This is a genomic window from Oscillospiraceae bacterium MB24-C1 (assembly GCA_030913685.1).
Classification (GTDB): Bacteria; Bacillota; Clostridia; order Oscillospirales; family Ruminococcaceae; genus Yanshouia.
Genome location: CP133187.1, coordinates 2,515,303 through 2,532,576, shown reverse-complemented (window position 1 = coordinate 2,532,576; position 17,274 = coordinate 2,515,303). Strand labels below are relative to the sequence as shown.

Here is a 17,274-nt window from a genome sequence, read left to right as displayed (position 1 = left end):
TTGGGGGCTGTTATTCCGAGCCCATACTATTATCAAAATCTTCATAAGCACTGACCATGACACCGGTTATGGCGGCCTCTTCCTTCTGCTGCTCGGTGATGAACGCGCTATTGGAATCCCCTTTGATAACCCTAACAATAGCGTCATCCTTAAGTCCAGCAAGATTTTCAGGCTTTGTGCCGCTTGGTTCGAGAACAGGATACTCTATACTGGAATCTGGCACTTCAAAAGTCTTTTTACCCGCCAGCTCATCATATGCGCTCAAAGCCTTAAATTTGTCCGGTGCTTTAGGGCGTGTACCGGGGCGGGTGACGCTTGGCACGCCAGATGATTTCACCCGCGCCTTGACATACTCCACCAGCGAAAGGCTTACCGAATAGATGCCCTGATAGCTGGTTTCATATTTAATATCCCGCAGCAACGCCAGTTTTGAAAGCTTTTGCTGGTCGGACACGATGACCAGCCGCTGACCGTTTTTATCGTTGAGCATGTCGCGCAGGTCTTCGAGCACCACGGAGGCCTTGCGCCAGCCCTCTTGCCCGAGATTTTGCTGTGTCAGCTCCAGCTTGATATTCCAACTTTTAAGCCCCGCATTTTTCGGCATGGTAAAAACGCCGGAACCGATGGCATCGTGCTCGGTGACGTTGCGCGCGACCGATTCTTCCACCGAGCTGACGCCGTAGAGCGCGCAACCGCCTAAGTATATTTCGTAAGCCATTTTTTGACCTCCTTTTGTTGTGGAATCGCTTTTTTGACGTATTAGGTCGCTTAAAACTGTTTTGCGTGTTTTTACCGCCGCGCGGGGTGTCGAGCGGCGTCGAACGCATCAGTTTTCAACTTGTTATAGTGCCACAGCCTGTCCGCTTTTTGCGAAAATCCTCGCATTTCGGCGAATGTTTAGGCAACATTTTGTCGAATGGTTCGGTTTTCAACATCCGCTGGACTTTCTGCGACCGCAAAGCAAAAACTCAGCGCCGCCGCATCCGTCTGCGGGTTCGTTCGGCATCTTCGCGCCGTTCGTCCTGTTCGGTGAGGTCGCAGGCGAGCAAAAAGGCTTGTTCCTCGCAGGGGAGCGCCATAAATTCATGCGGGAGAATGCCGTGTCTTGAAAAGGCGAGGTAGGCGCGATAGCTCATATCGTCGCCGCCCCGCCTTAGGAGTTTTTTGCTTCATCTACCAGCTCATTAAAGTTATTGACCTGCTGATGCTTAAAGTAGCAGGCCAACAGCACCCCTAGCTGCGCCGCATCCAGCAGCGATTTTATCGCCTCGCACGGGTCGAGGATGGTTCTCCCCTCCTTCTGCGAAAGGCCGCGCAGCAGCTCAGCGTCGCTCAAATTCGGGGTGACCATGCTTTTAGCCAGCAGAGCGAGGGTTGTTTCCTCCTGCCCGCGACCCTCGTAGTAGCCGCGCACCTCGCAAAGCTCGCGTGCCGAAAGGGTGCGCATCTCCCACACGAGGGGCGCACCATCCTCGCCGACAAAATCCTCCGAGAGGATAAAGCGCAGGTTTGGTTTCTTCTTGGGGTTTAAGAATCCTTCGAGATTTTTCATAATTTTTACTCCTTTTAAGTTGGATTTTTTCAAAATATTTGAAGAATTTTCTAATATGTGGTAAAATTTTATCGTGGAGGGATTTTGACATGGTTAGAATGCAGCTTTTTCTCTTAAACCTCAAGGTATTTGATCTGACAAACTACGACGAGCTTTTAAAAAGCGGCAACATGCCAAGGGGCAAGGAACGCTATGCTCAAAAGCTCGAGCAGCGCAAAAAAGAAATGGCACCTGTCGAGGCATTCATCGCCGTGGTGGGCTTTGAGAACATTCGCAAAATCGCTGTCGCGCCCGGTGGCGAGGGCATTATGACCTACACCATTTTCTACGAGGATAACCTACCGGGTTAATTGATCTCGGCGCACCAAGGGGGAACGACATTGCCGCTCCCCCTTTTTAATGTTGCTCCCCCGCGTTTATTGCCAACCTTTTCCTTTGGTGCTAGAATGATAAAAAACATAGCGGAGGTTTTTGGTATGATACGAATGAAAATATTTAAGATTGACCCAGGAAAATTTGATATGGCTTATATTGATCAAAATTCAAGAGAAGATCAAAGCGAAAAAGGTATAGCAAAATACAAGAAAGAATTAGAAAAACACGAAAAAGAGTTAGCTCCCATAGAAAATTTTATAGCTGAGATTGGTTTTGAAAATGTACGAAGCATAATCACCTCAACGGGTAGTCCCTATTATTTAGCTTACACCATCTTCTACGAAGACAATGGTCAAGGCCGCAGATAAATAAAGATAAACCGTAGGGTGAATTCCTGCGGTTTTGCTTTACTCCACTGTTTCTAGATCACGCATCAACGTTTCGATAAACATTTCCTTAAACTCCGAGAGCGTCGCGTGGGTTTTAAGCGTATTGATGACAATCTCGCTTTTCACGTTGCGATCAGCGGGTTTGTCGGCTACTCTGCGCATTACGTCGGTCAGCTCGCTAAGCTGGGCGATCAGCTTGCTGTCCCCCCTGTCTTCCCGCATGGCATCCGCTGCTGTCATCTGTCCTTTGTCCAAGCTACTTGCCTGTCTGTTATTAAACATGTCATCCATGTTGCCTGAGGCAATAGGGTCCATAATAGACCGCTCGGTAATAGGCTCTCTAGCTGGCAGCGAAGGCGTTCTGCTGGGCATGTTCTCCATATTTTCTAAGGCAACTGGGTCCATAATTGATTTTTCGGAGAGAGTATCATTGGCCGCTTCGGCCTCTTTTTTTGCCTTATGGTTTTTATACGCCTTGTAAGCCATTGTGCCGATACCCGCCACCGCCAGACCGCCAACCAGTAATGGTGCAGCAGAGCGAGGGTTGTTTCCTCCTGCCCGCGACCCTCGTAGTAGCCGCGCACCTCGCAAAGCTCGCGTGCCGAAAGGGTGCGCATCTCCCACACGAGGGGCGCACCATCCTCGCCGACAAAATCCTCCGAGAGGATAAAGCGCAGGTTTGGTTTCTTCTTGGGGTTTAAGAATCCTTCGAGATTTTTCATAATTTTTACTCCTTTTAAGTTGGATTTTTTCGAAATATTTGAAGAATTTTCTAATATGTGGTAAAATTTTATCGTGGAGGGATTTTGACATGGTTAGAATGCAGCTTTTTCTCTTAAACCTCAAGGTATTTGATCTGACAAACTACGACGAGCTTTTAAAAAGCGGCAACATGCCAAGGGGCAAGGAACGCTATGCTCAAAAGCTCGAGCAGCGCAAAAAAGAAATGGCACCTGTCGAGGCATTCATCGCCGTGGTGGGCTTTGAGAACATTCGCAAAATCGCTGTCGCGCCCGGTGGCGAGGGCATTATGACCTACACGATTTTCTACGAGGACAACCTGCCGGGGTGATTTCATCCTGCGCGCCAAGGGGGAACGACATTGCGCTCCCCCTTTTTTGATGTTGTCCCCCGCGTTCATTGCCAACCTTTTCCTTTGGTGCTAGAATGATAAAAAACATAGCGGAGGTTTTTAGTATGATAAGAATGAAAGTTTTTAAAATTAGCCCAGACCTTTTTGATTTTCCTTCTGCCGAAATAGCAGCTAGAAACGACCAAAGCGAAAAAGGCAAGGCCAAGTATCAAAAAAAACTGGCCAGACGTGAAGAAGAATATACCCTTATCGAGGAGTTTATATCCGAAATTGGTTTTGAAAACGTACGTAAAATAACAACATCTGGTGACATTTATTGTTTAATATATACCATTTTCTACGAAGACAATGGTCAAGGCTGCAGGTAAATAAAGATAAACCGTAGGGTGAATTCCTGCGGTTTTGCTTTTACTCCACTGTTTCCAGATCGCGAACCAACGTTTCGATGAACATTTCCTTAAACTCCGAGAGCGTCGTGTTGGTTTTCAGCGTGTTGATGACAATCTCACTTTTCACGTTGCGATCAGCGGGTTTTTCAGCCAGCCTTTGGAGAGCATCTGCCACCGCGCCAAGCTGCGCCGCTACGTCGATATTGCCAGTTCTGACCGCTTCGCGCAGGGTGTCAGCTGTCTTTTGGCTACTTTCAATTTGGCCTTGATACTTGTTGTAGGCTGAATCTTCACCCTGCCCTGTGTTAAAGGGGTCTACTAGAGCCTGTGTAGTATCAACTTGAACCTGAGCTCTCGCCTGTCCGGTATCCACCTCATCTTCCACGCCGGTCAGGGGGTTTGCTACATTAGTTCGAGCTTCCTCTTCCTTCTTTTCTTCCTCTTTTTTTGCCTTATGGTTTTTATAAGCTTTATACGCGATTGTACCAATGCCCGCCACCGCCAGACCGCCAACCAGTAACGGCGCAGCAGAGGTAAGCAGCGGAGCAAGCGCACCAAGTTTACCCATAATTCCAGCGGCGCCACCAAAAGTTTTAAGAGCAGTTCCAACCCCACCAATGTTAGATTTTTGGATAGCATCTCCTACACTTGACATTGCCCCAATACCACCAAATGCCGTGTTGGCTGCATCGTTAATTCCACTGGATTCTCTCATTTCCTTTAGCAACGGCAACACTTGCCCAATGCTTTCGTTAGTCGTTTCACTAAAATTCATCATTCTGAGCAGATACCCTGTCATCCTGTCTACATTACCCGAAAGTGTACTCGTTAGCAGATACATTGCAGACGCGCCTTCTAACGCAGCCGCATCGTAAAGCTGCTGTTCGCCCAACTGCGCACTGGCAAAGCTATTTTGCAGTGCAAGCTCACCCAACATAGCTGCAAAAAGCTGACTATGCATCCCGAAAGACATCAGCAGTGTGCCATCAAGCAATTGCAGGGTTGTCCACTGATTATTAAGCAACCCCGCAATGGCTCCACCTTGCTTTGCAACCTCTTTCATTAACTCATCAGGCTGCAAAACACTAGTTTTATCCATATTGTCTTTCACCTCTTTCAATTATGTGTTATTATTTAAGAAAAACTTGGGAGGGTAATATTGTGATACGTTTGAAAGTTATTCAAATAAACTCGGATATAGCTTCTAAGACCTCGTCTAATTACGCAGATTTAAGTGCCAATGAAATAGAAAAAGTTGAAGAATTTATTGCTGAAATTGGTTATGAAAATATTAAAAATATTATCGTTTCGGGCCCCAATAGCTCTTACTCCTGTTATTCTTTCTTCTACGAAGACGGCCAGCCCTACACCCCACGCACTAAAACGGACGCCGCCAAAAAGAAAGGCATCTTCGGCTAATACGCATCTTAAAAACGCACAGGGCTGTCCTGTGCGCTTTTTGTTTGCCTAAAGCCGCCCTGCCCCACAGGCGGTGGGTTATGCCAGCGCGCCTTTACCCTGTTTACTTCTCCGTATCGATCAGCTCGTCCGCCTGCAAGACAGCAGCTTGTTGATTTTCCACCTTTTTCTTGCCACTCCTTTATGTTATTATTAAGGAAAACTCTAGGAGGACTTTATTGTGATACGAATTAAAGTTTTTCAAATGAATTCCAATCGTTTGTATGATAATCAGCGTAAAGAACTATCTCCTATTGAAGAATTCATTGCTCAAGTAGGGTATGATAGTATCAAAAATATTATCATGTCCAATGCTGGTAGCGTGATAATTTGTTATACCATCTTCTACGAAGACAACCAGCCCTACACCCCCTACGTTGAAGAGGAGCCTAAAAAGAAAGGCATCTTCGGCTAATACGCATATAAAACGCACAGGGCAACCTGTGCGTTTTTCGTTTGCATAAAACCGCCCTGTGCATATTCCGCCCTTAGTACTTATCCAGAATAGTGAACTTCTGCCCGCCGCCATGCCGCGCCGCAATAACATGGTCGCCGGGCTTTAATTCCAGCGTGATAGTCACCGGCACGTCGGTCAGCTTAATGCTGCGCACGTCGCCGCTGCCCTCAATCGCCACGCCCTCGCCTTCTTTAAGCGTACAGGTGATCTTGCCCTCAATCTTCTGCATCTTAGACGGAATGTTCACCATATCCAGCGGCAGGTCAAGCGGCAGCGCGTCGATGCGCAGCGCATTGCCCAAATAGGTGGCGTAGATAATATCGCAGGGGCTTTCCGTCCGGATGGCGTCCCGCGCAATCTGCTTGAGCAAGCGAATAGTATTCATAAAAAATAACCCCTTTCGCCGCGGAAAATACAGCCCCGCGGCATATTTTTGTATTTTCTTGCATAGGATGAATAAGCCTTGCCCCGCGCGCCTTTTTGGACAAACCCTCTTGCGCGCGATGGCGGATTTTGTCGAGCGGCTCTCAACTGCCGCTCATATCTTGTTGTAACAAACAGAATTTTGTCTTATTATGACGCTTTTTGCAGCGCCTCTGTGCAAATTACCAATGCACTTTTCACCTAATTTTAACGCTTTATTCGCGCGGTGTGTCGCATTGTATCGAAAAACTATTTTCCCTGAGCTGTAGAAAAAGGGGCGGCTTTAATAAGCCGCCCCCCTGTTGTTTCTAGAACCGCTCAATGATGTCGAAATCGTCAAATGAAAACGCACTCTCGTTCATCATGGCATCGTCGGAAGAATCGTCTAGTGCGCCAAAGCTCACCGCATCGAGTACCACATTGCGCAGCACCACCTCGCAGCGGCCTTTGCTTCCGGGTGCTTCGGCGTAGTATTGCAGCGTCAGTTCAGGGTAGCTGTCGCCGTTCTGATACTTTTTCATCGCGTCAATAAGCGCGGTGGTCGTGTGGTAATAAGACACGTTGCCGCTGCCCGCCATGCCGCGGGCGGCGTTCTGGGTCATCACCTCACCCAAAAATCGGCGGCTTTCCTTGGTGACGTCGAGCTGAGCCGAAATCTTCGCGATGCGAAACGCCGCCACCACGCCGCCGTCCAGCGTGATATAGCCGTTGCCGTCGTGCCCCGCGGGAATACTAGAAAGCTTTACCTTATCCATGTGTTATCCTCCCCTTATCTCACGCGAACGGTGATGTTCGCCTTTTCCATGCTGTCAACGGGCTTAATGCGCAGGGTAACCACCACAGCGTCCTTATCCGCACCGGCGGCGACGGTCACGTCGTCAGATTCAAATTCCTCGATGGCGTTCTGATTTTGCAGCGCAGTCATATAGTCACAGATGCTCGCCTTAAAGCGGTTGCGCCCGTTTGCATTGTTGTGTTCCGCGCCCGCAAAGGAAGAATCAAACACCGCCTTGATATCGGTGCAAACTCCATCAATGACACGCAGCACACGGTTTTTACAAAAATCCTTCTGCTTTTGCACCGTGTAGGTCACCAATGTGTTGATGTCGCTTTCAACCTTGGCCTTGCCGTTGTTCAGGATAAAACAACCCAGACCCTGATTTTTGTAGACAAGCTGCTGAGATCTGGTCAGCTTTTCGGTGACGCTATCCGCGCCGTCGTAACTGTCGTAAGTGAGCGATTCATTCACCGCAGCCGCGGCGGTTGCGCCCGCCAGCCACGCCGAGACCATGTTTGCGTCCAGCGCGGTGCCATCGTTTAGAATAACGCCGTTTGCAAACGAGATAATGCCCTCGTAGTCGGCAGGCATATTCCCCACGCAGGCCTGAATGAACTTGTCCTCGTCATCGCGCTGTCGCTGGACATATTCGACCAGCTTTTGCTTGATGCCCGCATCGGCACCGGTGTAAGCGATGGTCTGGAATTCCTCAGTCTTGAGCGCTTCGAGAAAGATGTCATACGCCGTGTCGACCACCGCACCGTCGCTGCCGCCGGTTAGCTTTACAGTGGTTGCAGCAAGGGCGCCTGTACCGCTGATGGCGACAAAATCGTTGGGCTTAAAGGCCGCTGCATCCGTCACAAGCTGGCTGTCCGCCACACAGCCATCGATAAAGGTCTTTACCTGCCACAGCTCGCCCGATTTTACTACCACCACGCTGACATCGTTGCCGCGTGCGCCCTGTTTTAGCGCGGTCGCGGTCAGGTTTTCGCCCAGTGTTGCCGACGCCTTCACGCCGCCAGTGCAAAGCGGATAAATCAGCACCTTGGAAGCGCGCTTACATATTTCACGCACTTCGATCATATCGTCGAGCATGTGCCCGAGTTTTAAAAACGCGGAATCGTCGACGTTGAGCGTGATGAGCTTGCCTTCCATATACCAATCCAGCGGCAGCGCAATGGCCGCCGTGCCTCTGGCTCCCGCCTCAATGGCGAGGGTCTTTTCGCTGTAAACATTGATAACTGCGCCTGTCAATTGTGCCATTTTCATGTCTCCTTTTCGCTTTGATTATATAGATGTATTTAAAGATATAAAGTTTTGATTTAGCGCGGGTTACGCAAACTATCCTGCCTGTACCCCCAGCTCCAGCGTCCGCATAATGCCTTCGGCCAGCTCGGCGGCATCTTTCCGCCGAATCTCCAACCGAATTTCCCCCTTGGTGGTCGCCCCGAGTTCGGTGCGTTCGGCGGTTCGGTTCCGGCTGGAAAAATCCGCTTCCCCGCCGTTGATTGCCAGCAGCGCGTCGAGCATCGCCTGCATGGCCGTCTCGTTTTCGCCGTCGTCCTCCGCTGCCAGCGGAAGATAACGGCACTGTGCCTCGACGACTACCTGCTCAACGCCACCCAGCTTCTCTCGCGCCGCAATCTTGCCAAAGCGCACAAACACCGCCGGCGCGACCACCCCCTGCGCCTGTGCGGAAGCATACACCGTCGCGCCCGGCAACTGCACCGCTACCGCACTGCAAAGCGCGATTTTGCACAAATCCGCCGGGGTTAGCGTTTTGGCCTCCCGGCGCGTCAACAGTCCCGAGTCAAAAATAATTGCCATTGTCTTTTCTCCCTTTAGCATGGAATCAGGCGATCACCACGCCGTCGAGCGCGACGGTGACCCCGAGCGTGCCGTAATCGGCCAGCCCCGCGCGCCCACGCACCGTCTGTTCCCCATGCGTCACCGTAAGAAAATCGCCCGGTTGCACCGTAATACAGGAGTCAAAAAACACGGTATAGCCCGCGTTTGTCTGCGCCTGCGCCGCGGTCTGGCTCAGCGAGGCGGTGCGTCGCGCACCCAGTCCCTTTCGGCTTGAAAGATGACAGCGCACCCCGTCATACACTGTTTCAGTCACCATGCTGTTGGTCGCCGCATCGGTACAGCTGCGCTTGATGACAGCGGTGTCGCTATACATAGCCGACAAAGCAGCCCGCGCGGCGGCCCCTCCCGGAATATCCAAATCGATTCCCTCCCTGTTATAAAACGAGGCCGGACAGAAATCCGCCCGACCTCAAAAGATATTCTGTTATCCCAGTCTGCGGTAGCGGCCGGCGACCGCCTTGCAAGCAGCGGGCAACCCCTCATTCTCCTGTGAGAAGGTCACCGTCCTATCCCCTTCCGAAACGCTGGTCACCCGCCCCGCTGTAGCGTCGGTACGCAAAGATAGTAGCGCGCCCGTCAGTGTCAGCCAGCCGTAGAACATGCCGTCCGGCAGCGGGGCGAATTCCGACAAGTTGCAATAAGACGCTAACTGAAGTCTGGCCTGTTCTGCGACTGATCGCGCCTGCGCCTCGGTCGCGCCGAACATCAAATCCCGCGCCGACAGCTCTGCGACGAGCGCCGAAACATCACGCGCCACCATGAGGTTTTTCCTCCTTGTGTTTGCGGGCAGCCTTTCGGGCGGGCTTCTCACTTTTTGCCATGGGGACATAGCCCATCTCGACAAAGCGTGCCACGTCACGGTCATTGACTATTCTGATCAAACCGCCGTTTTTCATATATGTCATGTTGTCCACCCCCGCATTAAGCGCGCGCGGTGGCCTTGGTGTGGATGTAGATGCCCGCTGTCTCGTTATCCTTGACGATTAGGTCGTGGTGCGCACGGTAGAAGATGTCATAAGCGTCGGCCGACTGGTTGGCCGCGGGCTCGACAATCTTAGAAAACCGGCGCTTGATTACCCCGTGCAACGCGTCTTTGTTGGCGTAGACAAAATTAATGTCGCAGCTCGTACCCGCGATGGGGGTATAGCCGCCGACCTTCTGCTCGGCACTGCTGCCGTCAAGCAGGGCAATTCGGGTCATAAAACGCGACTGCGGCACCCGGATGATCGGGGTGATGCCGTCGAGCATCACGACGCGGCGGTCGATGTCGCCGGTGTTAGCGCCTACATCCAACCGGCGTGCAATCACGTCGGAAGATTTGAGTAGCGCATAAAAATCATTGGTGCAAAACAGCACGCGGCCCTCATCGGGCACCTCGTTTTCGTTGAGTGTTTTTTCAGCCGCATCAAACAGAGCCAGTGGCTTGGCGGTTGCGTTCAGGTCAGCCTGCACCACGGTGCCAAGTGTACCTGCGCGGCTGGCGGCGTCAAAGATTTCGGCAAAGCGGATGGCGTCAATCTCGGGAATCTCGCGGGTGCGCAAATATTGCAGCGCCACCTGACGGTAGAGGTCAAACGCGGCCTCGTCGTCGTCGAGTACGTCAATTCTAAACTTTCTGCCGCGGTCATACTTTAGGGTGTGCTCCTCAAAAGAGGCAGCCACCCCGCCCTGTGCGTAGCCGTTATCTCGGTCGTAGTCTCCCGCGCCGTCCACGGCAATTTTAGGCAACTTGATGGTCTTTGCGCCGGCAAACTGGCTGGAAAGCGCCGCGTCGTCTAGCATCGCAGTAATGGCACCACGGCGGTAAACCTCGTCGAGAACGTCCAAAAATTTGGTTGCCTTTTCAGTAAAAGTGTTCATAATTTAGTCTCCTTTTTTAATATCACAGGATGAATATTCGTACATTTGGAACAAAAATAGTGACAGGTCATAAAAAATGCTCCACCCGCGCGCAGCAGAGCAAGACGTGCCAAACTGTTATCACTGCCCGGCTATCGGAAGTCCCGCTTCGAGCCGCCACTTTGCCGTGTCGTCCGAGACAAAGCCTACACCGCCATTTGCGGGTGGCGGCGGGTTACCCTGCGCGCCCCCGAACAAAAAGGGGTTCTCACGCATGACCGCTTCAAGCTGCTCGTCTATCCCGGTGAGCGTGTCGCCATCCAACACAATTTCGTCAAGCCTAAGCAGCGCCTTGGCGGCGGTCAGGTTCTTGGCCTGCGCCCGAATAAGCACCTGCGCGATTCCCGCGTCTTTTTTCTGAGCGGTGAGCTGTTCGCCAAACGCTTTGGCATCGGCCTCGCGCCCAGACTTGGCCTCCGTTAGTTGCACCTCGAGCTGGGCAAACTTCGCCTTGTCGACATACTGCCCCCCGGCAAGGTTTGCCAGCTTTAGGTCTTTGCAACCTTGCAGCGCAGTTTCAAATTCGCCGTAGGTCAATGCCTTTTCGCCAAACAGTTGTTTCAGTTGCTCCATTTTTTGCCCTTTCCCGCCGTCGATTTAACTTTTAAGCGCGCAGCCGCTCTGCGCCGCGGCGATCGTGCCGTTTAAGCGCCCGCACGAAAGGCATTTTTGCACAACAAAAGGACGGGCGCAATTTTAATGCGCTTCCGCCCTTTTACTGTGTGCCATTTCTGACACCTACATCTTAGCATGGGTAACCTGTGGCTTTCTATGGTCAGTTTTAACGCATTAGGCTTTGACAGACTGTCGACAGACAGCTATTGGCACCGCCCTTTCCTTCTGCTGTGTTTTATGCTAATATGATGTAAATTTTGATATATATTGCCACGCGTCGCTTACAACAATTTAGCAGGGAGGCGCGCCCGCTTCGCGCGGTGGCACCAGATGGAGGAATCCCCATGACACGCCACAAAAATATATCTGAAACGCTTTTAATTGGCGCATTGTTAGCCGTCGTCGGCGGCTTTTTAGACGCCTATACCTACCTGTGCCGCGGGGGCGTTTTTGCCAATGCTCAAACCGGCAACATCGTACTGGTGGGCATGCACATGGCGCAGGGCAACTTTTGGGGCTGTCTCTATTACCTTGTCCCAATCATCGCTTTTGCGGCGGGCATCTTTGCCGCCGAGGCCATTAAACAGTTCTATTACGATCACGCCAAATTCCACTGGCGTCAGGTGGTCATTGCGTTTGAAACGCTGGTGTTGTTTTTAATCGCCTTTATCCCCCAAAGCGGTGACATGCTGGCCAACGTGTTGGTGTCGTTTGTGTGCGCGTTACAGGTGCAGAGCTTCCGTAAAATGTACGGCAACGCCTATGCCACCACCATGTGTACCGGCAACCTGCGCAGCGCCACCGAATGTCTTTGGGTGTTTGGGCGCACCAAAAACCCCGACGACCTGCAAAACAGCCTGCGCTATTACAGTATCATCGTGTTTTTCGTGATCGGTGCGGTGCTTGGTGCGCTGTTGACCCGCACCTTTGGCATGAACGCAATCTTTTTTGCCTGCGTCGTGCTGGCTGCCGTGTTTGCTTTGTTGTTTGTAGAGAAGGTTTGAGCCAAACTTACCGTTTTATAGGTAGCCTTTTAATTTTAGAATATGTCAGACCGTAAACATGTTTCGCTATAATAGAAGCGTGCTTTATAATTCCCCTCAATAAAATCACTTGTGCGGTCATTTCCATATAATACTATGGAGGTGATTGAAAGTTGTTCGAATATATTATCCAGCCCGGGGATACTCTTGACCTGATCGCCAGCCATTTTGGTGTCACGGCCGATATGCTGTTGGCGGCAAACCCCGGCCTTAGCCCTGCAAATATCGTTCCTACCCAAATTATCATGGTGCCGGTCAGCGCCTATCTGTACGAGCGTTTTCCTTGGTACATCACATTTCCCTACCTGTTCATAACCCAACCTTGGAACTTCTGGAATAATCCGCTGCGCTGGCCGGCCGGACCGTGGCGGCACCCGGGTAGAAGACCTGGCAGGCCCGGTGGTAGGCCTGGTGGCAGGCCCGGCGGTGGACCTGGTGGCTGGCCCGGCGGTGGACCCGGTGGCTGGCCCGGTGGCTGGCCTGGTGGCTGGCCCGGTGGCTGGCCCGGTGGCTGGCCCGGTGGCGGACCCGGCGGCGGACCCGGTGGTGGACCCGGTGGCTGGCCCGGCGGTGGACCTGGCGGTGGACCTGGTGGCAGACCCGGCGGTGGGCCTGGTGGCAGACCCGGCGGCGGACCCGGTGGTGGACCTGGTGGTAGGCCCGGCGGCGGACCCGGTGGTGGACCTGGTGGTAGGCGCGGTGGTAGACGCGGCGGCAGACGTGGCGGTAGAGCCATCCGCGCTTCGGCCACTCAAAAATCTGACGATACCGAAATTTAGTCATACCGACGTGCCTTTTCCTACCCAAGTTGTGGGGCAAAATGTCCGGCAACGCGCCGCTCTCAATAAGTCAGGTTACAAAAACAGGCCGCCTTCACCGGCGGCCTGTTGCTGTTCATCATGTTATCTGATCAGATAAACCAAAATTTCCATAATCGAATTAAAGCTGTCCGAAGGGCTGTTCTTGTCCGTCATAATTGTGTAAGTCCACTGCTCCTGCTGAAAATGTGCCAGCCGTTCTTCGTTGGCTTCAATTTGCTTTTGCAGCCGGTCAAGCTCCTGCCCCTGCTGAACCTCGGGTGTGTCCTTGAGCGAATACCCAAGTGAAGCCACGTTAACATCCAGCCGAGCCGAATCTTTACGCTGCAGTACAATTTTATATTTCTCGTTTCGGCTCAACTTGACCGACAGGTATAAAACGGCATATGCCCCCTTGTGCTGTTGCGCCGAATTATAGTGCAGCGTTGCTTTGAGCCCGCCATATTGAGCGGTTAGGGCGCGGTTGCCTTCCTCAAGAGTCTCCTCAACCTTAAAATGGTGGGTCTCAAAAAATTTTCTGAAATTGTGACAGGCCAGCGCCAGCTCAAAGGCGGCCTTATCGCGTATTTTTTCGTCAAGCTGCGCGTCAATTTGGCTCAGCTGCTCTTTTTTGTCCTCAATCTCGATCAATAACGCCAGACTCATGAAATACCGCTCCTTTTGCCGTCACTTTTATGGAAAGTTCCTTTACACTGGTTTATAGTAGCACGGCAAAGATGTAGAACAAAGAATTATTTGGAATAATTTGTCAGCTTCATGAATTAATCTACTCCTTCTGCCTTACTTTCAAAACAATCCGGGCAATTGGCTCCCCGCTTGACCGGACATGTATATTTCATTTATACTTAACCATAAAATAGTTATCAAGCATCTCAGGTAGGAGGTAGCACAGCGCCGTGAAAAAGAACAAATTCTGGTCGGCCCTTTCGTTGTTCAGGCAGGGACTTGGGCGCGCGCATATCAGCATATTCGCCGCTTCAAGCGCATTTTACCTTTTCCTTTCACTGGTGCCGTTAGTGATGCTATTTCTGGGTCTGCTCCCCTTTACTTCGCTAACCCAAGGAATGATTCTGCAACCGCTGCTTAGTTATGCACCAGAGCAATTTCAGCAATTAATCCATAATATTGTCGCAGAAGTGTATGACAGTTCGTTGTCTGTGCTCTCTCTTTCACTTATAGCGGAGCTTTGGTCGGCCTCAAAATTCTTTGCTTGTCTGGCGCGCGGCGTTGGCGAAATTTATGAGGGCTATCAGGAACAGGGCTTTTTCCGGTTGCGCCTGCACGGTATTTTATATACCGGGCTCCTCATCCTTTTCGTTGTGCTAGATTTTTCGATAGTCGTTTTCGGCAAATATCTCATACACATTATAGGCAGCTATTTCCCTTATTATATCGGACTATGGGAGGCGTTTTTGAATCTGCGCGGCCTAATTTTTATTGCGTATCTCACCTTCTATAACGCCATGCTTTTCGCTTCACTACCTCGCAAAAATCTCAAATTCCGGCAGCAGTTGCCCGGTGCCGCATTTTCCGCAATCGTGTGGTTCGTCTTTTCCAAGATATACGCCATTTTAATTGACATATTCCATTTCTTTGGCATCTATGGGAATCTCACCATGATTATTATTTCGCTGGTCTGGATCTACTACTCCATGTATATCCTCTATCTTGGCGCTTACCTCAACGCTTTTCTGCTCCGTTACAAGCCCGGATGGTGGCAAAAGCGGTTTAACCCCGCGCGTGGACTAAAATGACAGCGCCCAACCGCAGTATCTCCACGCCGTGGCATCCTATTTTGCTCCTTAAAACAGCTAAAAATAGAAATCACTTGGTATATGGTACCTTGTGACCGGTTCATACGGATATATGATGGCATAAGGGTTATCTTTAGATACCAGGCTTTCCATTCCTTGATCGAAAGGTTTTCCAGCAATCATATTATCCAGCGCTTTAATTGTGGCCACAGCTCTTTCTTTTCTATTTAGATATACCGTCATCGCGATTTTGCCTTCTAGAAGAGCCCGCACCCCGGGCTCCGTTGCATCAAGACCAACAATCACTGTTTTTGACGGATCCATATTTAGTTTTTCAAGCGCCTCAATTGCACCCAGCGCCATCGTATCATCATTGGAGATAATTGCGTCGAATTTGACGCCCGATCTGAGAATTGGGAGTAATTTAGATGTTGCTTCAGTGCGCTCGTAGTCTGCAATTATCGGCGGAACAGCCGGAATTGCCTTTATGCCGTTGTCAGCCAATGCCTGCAATGCAGACTGGGTGCGCTCCTCGGTTAAGTACAAAATCTCTTCGCCTTTGAGCAGAATATACCTAATTTCGTCCTTGCCCCTTATCTTGAAATAATTAGCCAACCATTCCCCCTGTAATCTGCCGGCAGCTTCTTGGTCAGCACCGATATAGATTGCATTTTCGTTGAGAATACTCATATCGTCAGGAACATGGGCGATAAATACAACCTTCATATCACCCGCAGCCTCAAGAATCGCGGGTGCGGACTGCGGCGTAACCAAATTAACAATAATTCCTTTGTAACCTCTTTTGCGCGCTTCTCGCACCTGCTCTAACTGGATGTCTGCAGAATTATTAGAATAAAGAATGGTTAAATCATATCCGGCGTTTTTGGCAGCCTCTTTAAGATCCTCTTCCACTTTAACGATAACTTCGTCCTCAGGTTTATATGCTAAAGAAATTAATTTTTTTTCACGTCTTGGCGCACTGTAAACAGAGTCCGGATCCATTAATCTATTCCAATACATAGCTTCGTCTCCTATTAAAGATTACTTTATATCTATGAATATTAAACCGATGTTAACCCTCAATTAAAAGAAGTAATCAAAAACATCGGCTTAATCGCGGTGAGACCTGCAAAAACCCCCGCCTGATGCGCGTAAAAGCGCCATAGGCGGGGGTTTAATCATGCTATTTTATTATGCGGCTTCGATTACATCACGCCGATTTCTTTATAGTACTTAGCGGCACCGTCGTGAAGCGGCAGGTTGGCGATATCCTTAACAGCCTCCTGCGCGGTCAGACCTTTGAGGTTGCCCTGCGACTCGCCCAGTTCGTCGATGTTCTCCCACAGTGTCTTGGTCAGGTCATAGACAGCCTGCTCGTCGAGGTCGGCGCTGCAGAACATGACCATCTTAATCGCGGTGGTCTGCACATCTGCGTCCTGATTGGGGTAGGTGCCGGCCTTGATGGTGTAGGGGGCATACCACGGATATTCCGCCTGAAGCTTCTCGATGATATCGTCGCCGATGTTCACGAGCTGGCAGCCTGCGGTGGCAGCCTGCGTCACAGCAGCAGCGGGTGCGCCACTCATAATCCATGCGCCGTCAAGGGTGCCGTTTTGCAGCATATCGGCGGCGTCGCCAAAGGCCAGCGGCTCTGCGTTGAGGTCGTCGGGAAAGTTAAGCCCAGCAGCGGTAAAGTGGTTCTTGCACTCGCCCTCAACCGAGGAGCCCGCAGCGGCAACAGCAAAGTGCTTGCCCTTGACGTCTGCCAGCGTGCTGATGCCCGATTTCTCGGTGACGACCACCTGATTGGGGTTAAAGTACAGGCCCGCGATGACACGCAGCTTGTCGTTTGCGGCGCCTTCAAAGCTGTCGGTGCCGTTGAGGCTCTGATAGCAGTTGCTCGAAATGGCGATTGAAACCTGCGCCTCTCCGTCGGCGACTTGGTTCAGGTTGTCAATACCGCCGTTGGAAGCACGGCTAGATGCGTTGACATAGTCGAGCTTGGTGCTCCACAGATCGGTGATAGCCGCACCCACTGCATAAAGTGCGCCCGAAGCGCTCGCCGTCGGGAAATTGATAACCACCGGGTCATGTGCCGGTGCGCTCTGGTCAGCGCTGCCTGCGGGCGCGGAACTGGATGCCGGGGCAGAATTGCCGCAGCCGCCAAAAGCAACGACCAGCATGCATGCACAAAGAATAACTGCAAGGGTCTTTTTCATTTTAATGTCTCCTCTTTTTCATTTTCTTAATCTATCTCAGGCGACCCCAACCGGGGCCGTTGTGAGCGTATGGGGAACTTATTTTCAATAAACGTTCCGCTTGTACCTTTTGGAAAAACCGCTTGACACGGTACCGAATGATC

The 17,274-nt window shown here is 51.1% G+C and carries 27 protein-coding genes; 9 read left to right on the top strand and 18 right to left on the bottom strand.

All coding sequences use genetic code 11. The features are described 5' to 3' along the window. Nucleotides 1-10: 10 nt before the first annotated feature. From RBH76_12140 to RBH76_12130, 3 genes are all read right to left on the bottom strand, one after another. Nucleotides 11-718, bottom strand: a complete 708-nt coding sequence (locus RBH76_12140) for a hypothetical protein (GenBank protein WMJ83472.1) — start codon at nt 716-718, stop codon at nt 11-13. Between the two features lie 250 nt (nt 719-968). Further along, entirely contained in the window at nt 969-1,136 is a 168-nt protein-coding gene (locus tag RBH76_12135; GenBank protein WMJ83471.1) for a hypothetical protein, read from the bottom strand. A 17-nt stretch (nt 1,137-1,153) separates the two neighbouring features. Beyond that, nucleotides 1,154-1,552 carry a hypothetical protein gene (locus RBH76_12130; GenBank protein WMJ83470.1) on the bottom strand — a complete coding sequence of 133 codons (399 nt, stop codon included), beginning with the start codon at nt 1,550-1,552 and terminating at the stop codon, nt 1,154-1,156. A gap of 89 nt (nt 1,553-1,641) precedes the next feature. On the opposite strand from RBH76_12130, the gene RBH76_12125 reads away from it, so the two are divergent. Then, the gene (locus RBH76_12125; protein WMJ83469.1) at nt 1,642-1,902 is read left to right on the top strand and encodes a hypothetical protein; all 261 of its coding nucleotides are present in this window, start codon (nt 1,642-1,644) and stop codon (nt 1,900-1,902) included. 126 nt (nt 1,903-2,028) lie between these two features. After that, complete coding sequence (locus tag RBH76_12120) at nt 2,029-2,295, top strand: hypothetical protein (GenBank protein WMJ83468.1); 267 nt, start codon at nt 2,029-2,031, stop codon at nt 2,293-2,295. A gap of 39 nt (nt 2,296-2,334) precedes the next feature. Here RBH76_12120 and RBH76_12115 read toward each other — a convergent pair whose 3' ends face one another. Beyond that, nucleotides 2,335-2,688, bottom strand: a complete 354-nt coding sequence (locus RBH76_12115; protein WMJ83467.1) for a hypothetical protein — start codon at nt 2,686-2,688, stop codon at nt 2,335-2,337. 14 nt (nt 2,689-2,702) lie between these two features. After that, nucleotides 2,703-3,038, bottom strand: coding sequence for a hypothetical protein (locus RBH76_12110; GenBank protein WMJ83466.1), 336 nt, complete (start codon nt 3,036-3,038; stop codon nt 2,703-2,705). An 89-nt stretch (nt 3,039-3,127) separates the two neighbouring features. Between RBH76_12110 and RBH76_12105 the strand changes: the two genes are divergently transcribed. Together RBH76_12105 and RBH76_12100 are read left to right on the top strand one after the other, a co-directional pair. Continuing rightward, the gene (locus RBH76_12105; protein ID WMJ83465.1) at nt 3,128-3,388 is read left to right on the top strand and encodes a hypothetical protein; all 261 of its coding nucleotides are present in this window, start codon (nt 3,128-3,130) and stop codon (nt 3,386-3,388) included. Between the two features lie 125 nt (nt 3,389-3,513). Next, a complete protein-coding gene (locus RBH76_12100) occupies nt 3,514-3,777 on the top strand; it encodes a hypothetical protein (GenBank protein WMJ83464.1) in 264 nt (87 codons plus the stop codon). Between the two features lie 40 nt (nt 3,778-3,817). On the opposite strand, the gene RBH76_12095 is transcribed toward RBH76_12100, so the two are convergent. After that, nucleotides 3,818-4,897, bottom strand: coding sequence for a hypothetical protein (locus RBH76_12095; protein ID WMJ83463.1), 1,080 nt, complete (start codon nt 4,895-4,897; stop codon nt 3,818-3,820). A 62-nt stretch (nt 4,898-4,959) separates the two neighbouring features. Here RBH76_12095 and RBH76_12090 point away from each other — a divergent pair, with 62 nt between their 5' ends. Then, nucleotides 4,960-5,217: a hypothetical protein gene (locus RBH76_12090; protein ID WMJ83462.1), complete on the top strand. Its 258-nt coding sequence runs from the start codon at nt 4,960-4,962 to the stop codon at nt 5,215-5,217. A 220-nt stretch (nt 5,218-5,437) separates the two neighbouring features. After that, nucleotides 5,438-5,671, top strand: a complete 234-nt coding sequence (locus tag RBH76_12085) for a hypothetical protein (GenBank protein ID WMJ83461.1) — start codon at nt 5,438-5,440, stop codon at nt 5,669-5,671. 73 nt (nt 5,672-5,744) lie between these two features. On the opposite strand, the gene RBH76_12080 is transcribed toward RBH76_12085, so the two are convergent. The 9 genes from RBH76_12080 to RBH76_12040 form a co-directional block, all read right to left on the bottom strand. Continuing rightward, nucleotides 5,745-6,098, bottom strand: a complete 354-nt coding sequence (locus RBH76_12080; protein WMJ83460.1) for a DUF2577 family protein — start codon at nt 6,096-6,098, stop codon at nt 5,745-5,747. 346 nt (nt 6,099-6,444) lie between these two features. Further along, on the bottom strand, nt 6,445-6,891 hold the full coding sequence (locus RBH76_12075) for a phage tail tube protein (GenBank protein ID WMJ83459.1): 447 nt from the start codon (nt 6,889-6,891) through the stop codon (nt 6,445-6,447). A 14-nt stretch (nt 6,892-6,905) separates the two neighbouring features. Then, a complete protein-coding gene (locus tag RBH76_12070) occupies nt 6,906-8,177 on the bottom strand; it encodes a phage tail sheath C-terminal domain-containing protein (protein WMJ83458.1) in 1,272 nt (423 codons plus the stop codon). 78 nt (nt 8,178-8,255) lie between these two features. After that, the gene (locus RBH76_12065) at nt 8,256-8,741 is read right to left on the bottom strand and encodes a hypothetical protein (protein ID WMJ83457.1); all 486 of its coding nucleotides are present in this window, start codon (nt 8,739-8,741) and stop codon (nt 8,256-8,258) included. 25 nt (nt 8,742-8,766) lie between these two features. Beyond that, nucleotides 8,767-9,141 carry a hypothetical protein gene (locus RBH76_12060; GenBank protein ID WMJ83456.1) on the bottom strand — a complete coding sequence of 125 codons (375 nt, stop codon included), beginning with the start codon at nt 9,139-9,141 and terminating at the stop codon, nt 8,767-8,769. Nucleotides 9,142-9,207: 66 nt separating this feature from the next. Next, nucleotides 9,208-9,543, bottom strand: a complete 336-nt coding sequence (locus RBH76_12055) for a hypothetical protein (protein WMJ83455.1) — start codon at nt 9,541-9,543, stop codon at nt 9,208-9,210. Next, nucleotides 9,530-9,688 carry a hypothetical protein gene (locus RBH76_12050; protein ID WMJ83454.1) on the bottom strand — a complete coding sequence of 53 codons (159 nt, stop codon included), beginning with the start codon at nt 9,686-9,688 and terminating at the stop codon, nt 9,530-9,532. The genes RBH76_12055 and RBH76_12050 overlap by 14 nt, the downstream gene beginning before the upstream one ends. Before the next feature lie 16 nt (nt 9,689-9,704). Then, nucleotides 9,705-10,643, bottom strand: coding sequence for a hypothetical protein (locus RBH76_12045; protein ID WMJ83453.1), 939 nt, complete (start codon nt 10,641-10,643; stop codon nt 9,705-9,707). A gap of 120 nt (nt 10,644-10,763) precedes the next feature. After that, nucleotides 10,764-11,255, bottom strand: coding sequence for a phage scaffolding protein (locus RBH76_12040; GenBank protein ID WMJ83452.1), 492 nt, complete (start codon nt 11,253-11,255; stop codon nt 10,764-10,766). Between the two features lie 386 nt (nt 11,256-11,641). On the opposite strand from RBH76_12040, the gene RBH76_12035 reads away from it, so the two are divergent. Both RBH76_12035 and RBH76_12030 read left to right on the top strand, forming a co-directional pair. Continuing rightward, entirely contained in the window at nt 11,642-12,301 is a 660-nt protein-coding gene (locus RBH76_12035; GenBank protein ID WMJ83451.1) for a YoaK family protein, read from the top strand. A 152-nt stretch (nt 12,302-12,453) separates the two neighbouring features. Next, nucleotides 12,454-13,119 (top strand): LysM domain-containing protein, encoded by a 666-nt coding sequence (locus tag RBH76_12030; GenBank protein ID WMJ83450.1) that lies wholly within the window; start codon nt 12,454-12,456, stop codon nt 13,117-13,119. Nucleotides 13,120-13,242: 123 nt separating this feature from the next. Here the strand turns inward: RBH76_12030 and RBH76_12025 are convergent, their stop codons facing one another. Next, entirely contained in the window at nt 13,243-13,803 is a 561-nt protein-coding gene (locus RBH76_12025; protein WMJ83449.1) for a hypothetical protein, read from the bottom strand. A gap of 251 nt (nt 13,804-14,054) precedes the next feature. Between RBH76_12025 and RBH76_12020 the strand changes: the two genes are divergently transcribed. After that, a complete protein-coding gene (locus RBH76_12020) occupies nt 14,055-14,912 on the top strand; it encodes a YihY/virulence factor BrkB family protein (protein WMJ83448.1) in 858 nt (285 codons plus the stop codon). 57 nt (nt 14,913-14,969) lie between these two features. On the opposite strand, the gene RBH76_12015 is transcribed toward RBH76_12020, so the two are convergent. Together RBH76_12015 and RBH76_12010 are read right to left on the bottom strand one after the other, a co-directional pair. After that, on the bottom strand, nt 14,970-15,932 hold the full coding sequence (locus RBH76_12015; protein ID WMJ83447.1) for a sugar ABC transporter substrate-binding protein: 963 nt from the start codon (nt 15,930-15,932) through the stop codon (nt 14,970-14,972). A 185-nt stretch (nt 15,933-16,117) separates the two neighbouring features. Next, nucleotides 16,118-17,131 carry a TAXI family TRAP transporter solute-binding subunit gene (locus tag RBH76_12010; GenBank protein ID WMJ83446.1) on the bottom strand — a complete coding sequence of 338 codons (1,014 nt, stop codon included), beginning with the start codon at nt 17,129-17,131 and terminating at the stop codon, nt 16,118-16,120. Nucleotides 17,132-17,274 lie beyond the last annotated feature (143 nt).

Coding starts and splice junctions, on each gene's coding strand:
- RBH76_12130 (WMJ83470.1), bottom strand. CDS start 1,552: ATGAAAAATCTCGAAGGATTCTTAAACCCCAAGAAGAAACCAAACCTG.
- RBH76_12035 (WMJ83451.1), top strand. CDS start 11,642: ATGACACGCCACAAAAATATATCTGAAACGCTTTTAATTGGCGCATTG.
- RBH76_12050 (WMJ83454.1), bottom strand. CDS start 9,688: ATGACATATATGAAAAACGGCGGTTTGATCAGAATAGTCAATGACCGT.
- RBH76_12075 (WMJ83459.1), bottom strand. CDS start 6,891: ATGGATAAGGTAAAGCTTTCTAGTATTCCCGCGGGGCACGACGGCAAC.
- RBH76_12070 (WMJ83458.1), bottom strand. CDS start 8,177: ATGGCACAATTGACAGGCGCAGTTATCAATGTTTACAGCGAAAAGACC.
- RBH76_12045 (WMJ83453.1), bottom strand. CDS start 10,643: ATGAACACTTTTACTGAAAAGGCAACCAAATTTTTGGACGTTCTCGAC.
- RBH76_12095 (WMJ83463.1), bottom strand. CDS start 4,897: ATGGATAAAACTAGTGTTTTGCAGCCTGATGAGTTAATGAAAGAGGTT.
- RBH76_12040 (WMJ83452.1), bottom strand. CDS start 11,255: ATGGAGCAACTGAAACAACTGTTTGGCGAAAAGGCATTGACCTACGGC.
- RBH76_12025 (WMJ83449.1), bottom strand. CDS start 13,803: ATGAGTCTGGCGTTATTGATCGAGATTGAGGACAAAAAAGAGCAGCTG.
- RBH76_12010 (WMJ83446.1), bottom strand. CDS start 17,131: ATGAAAAAGACCCTTGCAGTTATTCTTTGTGCATGCATGCTGGTCGTT.
- RBH76_12065 (WMJ83457.1), bottom strand. CDS start 8,741: ATGGCAATTATTTTTGACTCGGGACTGTTGACGCGCCGGGAGGCCAAA.
- RBH76_12135 (WMJ83471.1), bottom strand. CDS start 1,136: ATGAGCTATCGCGCCTACCTCGCCTTTTCAAGACACGGCATTCTCCCG.
- RBH76_12110 (WMJ83466.1), bottom strand. CDS start 3,038: ATGAAAAATCTCGAAGGATTCTTAAACCCCAAGAAGAAACCAAACCTG.
- RBH76_12120 (WMJ83468.1), top strand. CDS start 2,029: ATGATACGAATGAAAATATTTAAGATTGACCCAGGAAAATTTGATATG.
- RBH76_12080 (WMJ83460.1), bottom strand. CDS start 6,098: ATGAATACTATTCGCTTGCTCAAGCAGATTGCGCGGGACGCCATCCGG.
- RBH76_12100 (WMJ83464.1), top strand. CDS start 3,514: ATGATAAGAATGAAAGTTTTTAAAATTAGCCCAGACCTTTTTGATTTT.
- RBH76_12015 (WMJ83447.1), bottom strand. CDS start 15,932: ATGTATTGGAATAGATTAATGGATCCGGACTCTGTTTACAGTGCGCCA.
- RBH76_12140 (WMJ83472.1), bottom strand. CDS start 718: ATGGCTTACGAAATATACTTAGGCGGTTGCGCGCTCTACGGCGTCAGC.
- RBH76_12115 (WMJ83467.1), bottom strand. CDS start 2,688: ATGCCCAGCAGAACGCCTTCGCTGCCAGCTAGAGAGCCTATTACCGAG.
- RBH76_12105 (WMJ83465.1), top strand. CDS start 3,128: ATGGTTAGAATGCAGCTTTTTCTCTTAAACCTCAAGGTATTTGATCTG.
- RBH76_12125 (WMJ83469.1), top strand. CDS start 1,642: ATGGTTAGAATGCAGCTTTTTCTCTTAAACCTCAAGGTATTTGATCTG.
- RBH76_12055 (WMJ83455.1), bottom strand. CDS start 9,543: ATGGTGGCGCGTGATGTTTCGGCGCTCGTCGCAGAGCTGTCGGCGCGG.